The organism is Veillonella sp. ICM51a, from assembly GCF_000524355.1.
GTDB classification, from domain to species: Bacteria; Bacillota; Negativicutes; order Veillonellales; family Veillonellaceae; genus Veillonella; species Veillonella atypica.
Genome location: NZ_JAPX01000039.1, coordinates 1 through 10,905 on the forward strand (window position 1 = coordinate 1; position 10,905 = coordinate 10,905).

Genomic DNA, 10,905 nt, shown 5'->3' on the forward strand with positions numbered 1-10,905 from the left:
ACGTAACAAATGTAACGCGTTTTGAACAGATTCGTGATGAAGCACTGGTAGAGGTATGCCAAACGAGAGTATCTATCTGTGATGTGCCAAGTGAGCTAATAGATAGCACGGCGGCTAAGATGGAATTGTGTCTTCGTTGTCTATATTATTTGCTAGCTATTTTTTTATGCTGATATTTAGCATAAAATGTAACTTCGTAATATAATACTTGTGAGGAGGTGTTAATATGTTAATGGAAGTGAGATTAAATAATGTATTAGCATTTAATAAAACTGTTGTGTTTTCTGCGAATGCAGATATGCGTACTAAAAAGTTTATATCAAATGTACATCAAGAAAATGGACATAATATTGTAAAAAGCACCGCTATATATGGGCCTAATAATACGGGAAAGACTTGTTTAATTAAAGGTATAGCCAGTATTATTGATATTTTATTAAATAATGAGCCTCATTTATTACCTAATTTATTTACACATAATCCTATTTGTAAATTAGGTATTGCTTTTTTATATGATAAGAAAAAGTATGATTATACTATAACGTATGATACTCAATCAGAAGAAATCATATATGAACATTTCGTACACAAATTTTATGATGAATATGGTAATGAGAAGTCAGATACATTAATTTTAAAGGATATAAAAAAACAGGAATTTAAATGTATCGATCCTAATGTAGAACCTTTGATGGAAGTGGTTGCAAATAAAGCCTTATTGTGTCATGCTATCGATACATCTAAGTTTAGTAAATTGGCAGAGATTAAACAAATTATTACTGAATTTGCTAGTTCAATAGATATTATTAATATGAATAATATTCCCATTGATCAAACTATCAAATTATTAAAGAATGAAAATAATATTCAGAAAAAAGTTGTTAATTTCATTAAACAAGCTGATGTATATTTAGATGATTTTAAATATGCTGAAGCCGATATGGATATAAAATTAAAAAAGAATGGTAAAGCGATTGCGGACGAACGTGCCTTAGCATTGCCGGAACAATTGTTAGATCAATTAAAGTTAATTTCTGTGTACAAAGGCCATCCAGTACCAAGTATGGTATTTGATTCTACGGGAACGAAAAAAATTGCTGCTTTAGCTAGTTATATTATTGAAGCTTTAGAAAAAGGAAGAACTTTAATTGTTGATGAATTGGATAGTAGTTTACACTTTTCTTTAACACGTGCTATCGTAGCTCTTTTTAATAATGAGTTAAATGATATGGCGCAGCTTATATTTACAGTTCATGATGTAACTTTGTTGGATTGCAAAAGGCTATTTAGAAAAGAACAAATCTGGTTTGTTCATAAGGATGAAGAACAAGTATATCTATATTCATTGGCTGATTTTACAACTGCTAACACTGGTATTCGAGATAGTACCAATCTTCTTGATAAATATAAAAAAGGTGTACTAGGGGCCTTACCTGATCCATCATTTTTTGATTCCTTGTTAGACATTAAATCGAAATACTAGGAGGTTTATATGGTTCCATTATTACCGCCTCTGAAAGATAATAAGAAGATTTATATCCTATATACCAAAACGTATATCAAAAAGGAAATTATGATTTAGTTGTTATTGTTTGTGATACAGAAAAGAAACCACATGAACAATTTAATGATATTTGTTGGAAAGTGAACTCGCTCCATGCGTGTGAATTGGCAAGCCAACATGTGGTAATGTTTACAAACCCATGTACCATGCAAGTCATTTTATTGCATTGGGATACTTCTGTTAGATTGCAGACACCATCAAAGCGGCGTAGTGCTACTTATATTGAAAAATATACAGGTATCCAAGATTATTCAGCTAAAGAATCTCAGCGAACACAATTGGTTTCTAATATTACAAAAGAGAGTTATAGAACTATGATGAATGGTGCAAAGCAATTGGGAATGGATGCAGCATTAATTAATAGTACTAATTTATATGTGTTTTTTGCACAATTGGAGCAACCTGACACAAATTGGATTGATGAGATTAATAAGTTAATAGAGTCCTAGATAACGAAAATTTAGGAAATAATATAAAGATGCTAATGATTATCGTTAGCATCTTTTTATGTATAAATGTATCTTTTGCAAGAAAGTTAAAGTCGCTAACATAACAGCCCTATGTTTGTATTTTCCAGCCTATTCCTGTTTTTGCAATTCTTTCCTCCTGCGGTATAGTACAACTGTGCCCGGGCAGGAAAGGATTTACAATGACATTCTATTCTGCACAAGATTTTGAACAATACTACGTAACAAATGTAACGCGATTTGAACAGATTCGCGATGAAGCACTGGTAGAGGTATGCCAAACGAGAGTACCTATCTGTGACGTGCCCAGTGAACCTATCGATAGCACGGCGGCAAAGATGGAATTGTGTCGGCGTTATCGCCCACTCATCGTAAAATACGAGCGATTATTGGTGAATCGCACCGTTGAGGATGATGTAGAGGCTATGCTTTGGCTCACCTTTATTGAATCGATTTACACCTACAATCTAGCTGGTACAGTACCCTTTGCGGGATATGTGAAATCGGCCATTCATTTTAAACATCTCAATCACTATAAACGGATTAAACAACAGTGGAATCATGAATTCCATATTCCAGATACAGCGGATGGGGATGAGCAATTGGCGATGGATCAAATACCAGATACCATAGATGTAGCTAACCAGACCGTACATCGTGAGGAACAAGCACAACAATATCATTTATTGCGAAGGGCTTTGCGTTTATTAAAGGTGGATCAACAACAGCTAATTACAGATATTTATAAACGAGGCTGTAATTTGTCGGATGTTGCAAGACAGCAAAATTGTTCACGTCAATCGGTACAACAACGACATAAACGCATCTTGGATGTATTACGTGAATACATGTATAGATATGTAATGTAATATTCAAATTAGAGATAGAGTTAGGAGATGATAATAGATAATCAAATGATATAGATAGTATACGTGGCTGCATATAGTTGCATGCTTCATATATCAAAAAATATGATAAATATATGGGCATATATTTTAAAATTACATATTTACAGGTAAAAGCACATAGGTATACAATGAATGCGAAATGAATGCGCGTTCATGTATAGAGTGGGAATATTCCTTATATAGTTTGTTCGTATTATTTAAGAGGAGACTATTGTATGGAAACAGTGTATGATGAGCATACGAATGTGTCATCCTATGTAGTAGACGACGAGAGAGAATATGTACTACAAGATTGTATGGTCCGCCATCTATGGTGTATGATTCCAGACTATAAATCTGGTGGTAATGTAACCAAATGTTACTACGCGGATGGCACAGATGAGTTAGTACATCGTCCGATGTTACGCCTGTTTTATGATCTAGCAAAATATTTAGCCGTCGATTTACGGGCCTTGCATAATACGATGGGGCAACGAGCATCGTATAATCAGCCTCGTACCTTGTCTGTGAATATGACTTGGATACCCTTTAAAACGAGGAAACCTGTAGGCAAGGATGGCGCTTATGGATACTTTAATATTGTGGTACCCTTTACCTATATGGTGTCCCATGGGCCTACAGAACAGCAATGCTATATTCATGGTGGTCACACGGAACCGATTTTGCTGTTACATCCACCGACCTATGTGCGGAGAAAACTAGATGCAGCTATGATGGAACATCGGCGCTACGTGAGGCGTATACTAGAGTATATGCGGCTGTGTGGTAATCCAGATGTACTAGCAGAACTCTATATTGCTTGTCATTTTCATGATAACTAAATAATGATATGACCTATATCGTCATAGATGATAGACATGTTTCTATCTCTATGGCGATATTTTTTTTGAAAGCTTGAATTGTAGATTGAGAATACTTATAAGTAACCAATAAATTCCTGCAGAACATAGAAATTAATGAAATATTAAAATATAAGATAAACTTATCATATGTTATCTAAATATTAAACTAATCTGCAAACTTATGTAAATAATGAAGAAAAGATGAATAAAAATGTTGACGGGGGGGGGGCATTTGGTAGCATTATGTCTATAGAGTGTGTACATCCAATATGGGGACAAAAGGAGTGTATAGATATGGGTCTGAATCATATATACAAAGTTATATGGTCAAAAACCAAAAACGCTTGGGTTGTGGTGTCGGAAATTGCAAAACGAGACGGCAAATCTAGCGTTAAATCTGTAGTTACCTCACTGGCTGGTAAAAGTATGGCAGCTGTGATGGTGGCTATGGTTATGTGCGGGGGAGTGGCGTCGGCGAATACAGTATATGGGACTGGGGCCGCAGCCACTGGTAGTAATTCTACTGCTATTGGTGATAATGCAAGTGCAACAGGTAGTGGTGGTGTTGCGATGGGGAACAGTAGTCAGACGGATCAAGGTGTGTCAATAGGGAATAGCGCTCGGGCATATCTTGCTTCAGTTGCTATAGGACCAAATGCAACATCTAGCAGATATGGGGTTAGTATTGGTGAATTAGCGGATACAAATACATCTGGAACAAGTGGTTCTAATGCTACTAGAGGTGTTGCGATAGGTTATAAAGCAAAATCTCAAGCAGATGGTTCTATTAGTATTGGTGCTGAGGCAGTAGCAGATGGAAATACTAGTATAGCTATTGGTAAACAAGCAAAAACCGCAAAGTTAAACTCAATAGCTGTTGGGTATGGTGTTAATACTACAGAAAATTATGCATTAGCTATTGGTAATGGCGTAAATAACTATGCTGAACATAGTGTAGCCTTGGGGGATAGTGTAGAATCAAAAGGTAATTATGGAACTGTAATAGGTGTATCATCAAGAGTTGGAACTGCCTCAAAAAGTACAGCAGTTGGTTATAATAATTTGGTCGGGAGTGGTTCAGAAAGTTCTATATTTGGGTCTAATAATCAAGTGGTAGGTACTTACTCTACAATTATAGGTGCAAAAAATAATACTTCTAGTAGCCCACAACGGGCGGACCAAAGCGGTATTTTAGGTTATAATAACAATTTTTATCATACTGTCGAGGATTCTTATATCATAGGCAATAATAATATCGTAAATGCTAGGCGTGTAATGATATTAGGTAATAATATTTCTGTTGATAATGATATGGAAAATGCTGTTATATTAGGTGATCATAGCGACGCTACGCCTTATACTCAAGCATCAGATGTAACTGTAGGTGGTGTCACGTTAGAGGCAAATCGTTTTGCAGCAAATGTGGCGCTTCCAAAAGGCTCTATCCTGTCGATTGGTTCTAATGCCAATGGTCGACGCCAAATCAAAAACGTCGCTGCCGGTGTAATTTCCGCAACTTCTACAGACGCTATCAACGGTAGCCAATTATACGAAGCCGTTAGAGCCGTAACTGCCGGTGCTAGCCCTGATGTGTATATGCATGTTAATGATGGTACATCAACTCAAGGTGCGGGTAATGCTTCGACCAACCTTGGTAAGGCCAATGAAAAAGGCGGGGCTACGGGGATGTATTCAATTGCTATAGGCAAGAATACAAAAGCCAGTGGTACGAATTCAATTGTTATGGGGCCTGGAGCAAACAGTGTTTCAGATAATGTGGTAGTGATTGGATCAAATCCAACTGGTGCAAAATCTATTGGTAATAATTCTACAGCTGCTGTGTTAGTAGGTCAAAACTCTTATATAGCTGATGACTCCAGTGCTTCTAGTGTTTTGGGTACTGGTATATCTTTAAAAGGGAATTCTAGTGTAGCAATCGGTAGTAATTCCGCTGTATATGGTTCTGGTACTGTTGCTATAAATGGTATGGCAGGGCGAGCTAATGGAATAGCACAGTTTAAATCAGATAGTTCTGTAGCTATTAATGGCGGTGTAAAAGGTAGTGGCAATATTGCTATTGGTGGTGTTGTAGGTTTTAGTAGAGCCGAAAATTATTATAATGTTGTTTCACCAAGTGGTTTTACAAAAACCTCGCAAAATAGTGTGGCGGTTGGTAATAATACTTTAGTAACTCAAAGCAATACTGTTATGGTTGGTAGTTATGATAAACTTTATGATGCAAAAGCCAACCCTGATAAAAGTAAGGTAATTACTCCTGCTGAACATACATTATATTATACTTTAGGTGCCGTAGATAAACAGTATTATGAAGGTACACTTAGTAATTCTGTGTACCTCGGTCATGAATCTTATGCTTTCACCCCAGACGCATTAGTAGATGATGAAAGCCATTTGACAGGTGAACAAAGCATCCATACTAAAAAATACGATTCCACCGGCAACATCGTTGTAAGCAACAACACAACAGGCGGTGCGTTCGGTAAGGTAAGCAAGGCTACTATCAATGGTGATGAAATCACTGGCTTTGCTGGTGCTCAATCCGTTGGTGCCGTAACAATCGGTGCTGGTGATTATGAACGTCGTATCCAAAACGTCGCTGCCGGTGAAGTATCTGCTACATCTACTGACGGAATCAACGGCTCTCAATTATATGCCGTAGCCGATACATTGTCTAAGAATATGTCGAGCTATATGCATATCAATGATGGTACAGGTACACAAGCAGTAGGTAATGCGACTACGAACTATGGGTACTCTGGTTCTAAGGCGGGGGCTACAGGCAATTATGCTATTGCTGGTGGTGTCAATGCAGCTGCAAGTGGTGAAAATTCAATCGCAATAGGTCGTATGTCTAACGCAACCGCGAAATGGGGTATTGCATTAGGTTATCAAAGTAGAACCAGTGAAGGTTCTTCCGTTGCTATAGGTAGCTATACACAAGCCACTAAGAAAAATTCCATTGCTATTGGGAGTGGTGCAGATTTTACAACATCTGGAGCTCTACCCCCCGGAGGCACTGTTGTAAATGGTGAATTCTCTATTGGTTTAGCTTCCGGTGGCCAAATATCAGGTGACAGCTCGATAGGTATTGGTCGTGGAGTAACGATAGAAGGCAACTCTAATATTGGCATCGGCAAATATATTGCCACATTAAATTTGTATGGTATTCAAAGTGAAAATAATGTAGCTATTGGTAATGGAAGTGGCGTTGTTGGGCAAAAATCAGTTATTATTGGTTATAATGGTCAATTTGCTGGTGTCGGTAATCATCCTAATATTTTCGGTAATGAGTCTGTTATTATTGGCAATAGTTCGACACTTGGTTATTTTAATACTACACCTATTTGGCCTACTTCGCTTAGTGATTTAGGAGTAGGTAATCACATCATTGGTAATAGAAGTATAGTAGATCTTCATGCAAATAATTCTCTTATAGTAGGTAATGATTCGTTTGCTAAAGGAGATGATGCTATTGCAATTGGGCATTATGCAAGAGCCTTGGCAGATAAATCCATCTCTATCGGTACAGGTAATGAAGTAAAAGGAGCTAAATCTAGTGCCATCGGTGATCCATCATACATCGATACCACAGCAACCGGTACACATGTACACGGTAACGATAATGGTACGGCAACAAATCCTATTAAAGCCTCTGAATCTACGTTCATGGGTAACACAAATCTAGCCGGCACAGCTGGTACAACAGGAATACATGTTGTAGGTAATAGTAACACTGTAGATTCCTCTAATGTTATGGTGATGGGCAATGGCGTAACCGTAGGTACAGGCCTAGATGGTGCCGTAGTACTTGGTAATGCAAGCTCTGCTGATCAATATGCAGCGGCTACCGATTCCACCATTAATGGTGTTGCCTTCGAAGCTGCTGGTTATGCTGGTAACACAGGCCTTAATAATGGTTCTATTGTATCTGTTGGTGCCACCGGTGTAGAACGTCAAATTAAGAACGTCGCAGCTGGTGCCGTTACAGCTACCTCTACAGATGCAGTCAATGGTTCTCAATTGTACAAAACAGCTGAAACCATTCTAAAAATGCCAATTAACATGGCTGGTGACTCAGGTGATACCGTTGGCTTGAAACTTGGTAAAACGGTAAATATTAAAGGTTCTGTTACTTCTGGTGCTGATGTAACAGATGGTAACATCGCGGTTGTGGGGGATAAGGCAACTAGCACATTGAGCCTTAAAATGGCTAAAAACCTTACAGGCTTAACAAGTGGTACTTTCACAGATGCTACTGGTAACCAAACGGTTATCAACGGTGCTGGCGTGACAGTCACACCGACTGGTACTGGTGCTACACCAATTTCTATTACCACTAGTGGCATTAACGCGGGTAATCAAGAAATCAAAGGCGTTAAAAAGGGCACAACCGACGATGCAGCCGTTAACAAGAAACAAATGGACGATGCATTGGCTGGTATTTCCTCCACATTGACAATCAATGATGGCACAACTGATGGTTCCTTTAATATTAAAACTGGCAAACTCAAGGTTGTTGGTGAAAGCGGTGCAAATGCGCTTGTTACAACTACTGTATCTGGCGATACTATTACCGTTGGTACAAGCACAAAATTACAAAACGCTGTAACCGCTGCTGAAAAATCTGCTGACAAAGACTTGTCTAATCTGTCTACAACTGGTTCTGATAAAGTTAAAACACTTGCCCAAGATGCTGTGAAAGTAGCTGGTACAGGCCTTGCTACTGTTAGCGATGCTACAGCAGCTGGTGTTAAAACATATACAGTCAATGTAGACGAAGGCAAACTTGTTATTGATGATACAACAGGTAAAATTGGTGCTGCTGGTGCTTCACAAGGTACGGTGCAAGGTAAAGATGGCGTTGCCACTACACAAAATGTAGCATCTGTTGTAAATTCTGCCATCGATAAGACAAAACAAGCGTTAGATGATGCTAAACATAACTTTGCTGGTGATGATGCGACCGTTATTAGCCGTAAACATGGCGAACAACTTAACATCAAAGGCGGTGCAAGTACAACAGCATCTGATCTTACATCTGGTAACATCGCAGTCGTAGGTGACACAACATCTGGTACATTAAACATTAAGATGGCAAAAGCCTTAACTGGTTTAACATCTGCAACATACACAGATGCTGCTGGCAATACACAAACGGTAACTGGTGGTTCCTCTACGATTGCTGATGCAGCTGGTAATTCCACTGTTGTATCTAAAGGCGGTGTAACAACAACTGATGCAGCAGGTAATACAACGACGACAGCGCCTACAGGTGTAACCGTAACCCCAGCTGGTGCTGGTGCCACACCAATTTCTGTAACGACTAGTGGTATTAGTGCTGGTAACAAAGAAATTAAGAATGTTGCTAATGGTACTACCGATGATGCTGCTGTGAATAAGAAACAAATGGATGATGCATTGAAAGGTGCAACAGATAATACTGTTTCGTTAGGTAGCGAATCTGGGTCTACAACGGCTAAGAAATTAAGTACAACTGGTGGCATTAAGTTCAACATTAAAGGTGAAACAGGTGCGAATGCACTCATTACAACATCTGCTAGTGGTGATGATGTAACCATCGCTCCAACTGCTAAGTTAACTGCTGCTGTAACGGCTGCAGAAAAATCTGCTGATAAAGACTTGTCCAACTTGTCTGCTGCTGGCGATACCTACATCAAGAACCTTGCTAAAACAGCTGCTTCTTGGAATGTAGAAACCAATGGTGCTGGTACAACTGCTGTAGCTGGTGGCGACACTGTTAACTTCATCAATGGCGATAACATCGCTATTACCAATACAGGTCGATCCATTACTATTGGCACTGCTAAGAACGTATCCTTCGATAAAGTCACTGTTGGTGGTATTGTTCTCGATAAGAATACTGGCATTAATGCAGGTGGTAAGGAAATTAAAGGCGTTGCTAATGCTACATCCGCTGATGCTGCAGTTAACAAAGGCCAATTAGATGCCGCTGTATTATCTGCTGCTGGTGGTGCTCTATCCATTGAAAAGGTAGAAGCTGGTTCTGTAGCTAATGGTAAATTAGCCGCTGGCGATAACAACTTGGCTAGTGTATCCGGTCTTACTGGTACTGCTAAAAATGAAACATATACAGTAACTGTTTCTGAAAATGCTGTTAAAGCCGTAGCACAAACTGCAGCACAAGATGCTGTTAAGGTAGCTGGTACAGGCCTTGCTACTGTTAGTGATGCTACAGCTGCTGGCGTTAAAACATATACAGTGAATGTAGATGAAGGCAAACTTGTTATCGACGATACTACTGGTAAAATTGGTGCGAATGGTGCTACACAAGGTACTACACAAGGTAAAAACGGCGTAGCCACTACGCAAGATGTAGCATCTGTAGTAAATAGTGCTATCGATAAGACAAAACAAGCCTTGACCGATGCGAAACATGATTTTGCTGGTGATGATGCAACAGTAATTAGCCGTAAACATGGCGAACAACTTAACATCAAGGGCGGTGCGTCCACTACGGCAACTGATCTTACATCTGGTAATATCGCTGTAGTAGGTGATACAACAACTGGTACATTGAACATTAAGTTGGCGAAAGCCTTAACCGGTTTAACATCTGCTACGTATACCGATGCAGCTGGTAATACACAAACTGTAACAGGTGGTTCCTCTACAATTACAGATGGTGCTGGTAACACAACGACTATTACTAAAGGTGGCATGACAACCACTGATGGTACGAATACAACAACAGTAGCACCTGCTGGTGTAACTGCTACAGATGGTACTAACACAGTTAAGTTGAATGGTTCCGGTATCGATGCTGGCAATACTCAAATCAAGAATGTTGGTAAAGCAACCACAGATGATGCTGCTGTAAATAAGAAACAAATGGATGATGCTGTGAAAGCTGCAACAGATTCAGTAACTACATTAGGTGATAACAAAGTATCCCTAGGTAGTGATTCCGGTACAACAACAGCTAAGAAATTAAGCACAACTGGTGGTATTAAATTCAACATCAAAGGTGATGCTGGTGCGAATGCATTGATTTCAACATCTGCCACAGGTGATGATGTAACCATTGCCCCAACTGCTAAGTTGACAGCTGCTGTAACGGCTGA

At 38.9% G+C, this 10,905-nt stretch carries 5 protein-coding genes; all 5 read left to right on the top strand.

Annotation, left to right across the window (positions count from 1 at the left end):
* The first annotated feature begins 226 nt into the window (after positions 1-226).
* Positions 227-1,483, top strand: coding sequence for an ATP/GTP-binding protein (locus HMPREF1504_RS06890; RefSeq protein ID WP_038124653.1), 1,257 nt, complete (start codon positions 227-229; stop codon positions 1,481-1,483).
* Between the two features lie 161 nt (positions 1,484-1,644).
* Positions 1,645-2,013, top strand: a complete 369-nt coding sequence (locus HMPREF1504_RS06895) for a hypothetical protein (protein WP_369759941.1) — start codon at positions 1,645-1,647, stop codon at positions 2,011-2,013.
* 200 nt (positions 2,014-2,213) lie between these two features.
* A complete protein-coding gene (locus tag HMPREF1504_RS06900; protein ID WP_038124655.1) occupies positions 2,214-2,900 on the top strand; it encodes a sigma-70 family RNA polymerase sigma factor in 687 nt (228 codons plus the stop codon).
* 254 nt (positions 2,901-3,154) lie between these two features.
* On the top strand, positions 3,155-3,760 hold the full coding sequence (locus HMPREF1504_RS06905; protein ID WP_038124657.1) for a hypothetical protein: 606 nt from the start codon (positions 3,155-3,157) through the stop codon (positions 3,758-3,760).
* 315 nt (positions 3,761-4,075) lie between these two features.
* Positions 4,076-10,905: ESPR-type extended signal peptide-containing protein (locus HMPREF1504_RS06910; protein ID WP_038124659.1), on the top strand; the 6,830-nt coding region annotated here is incomplete at its 3' end.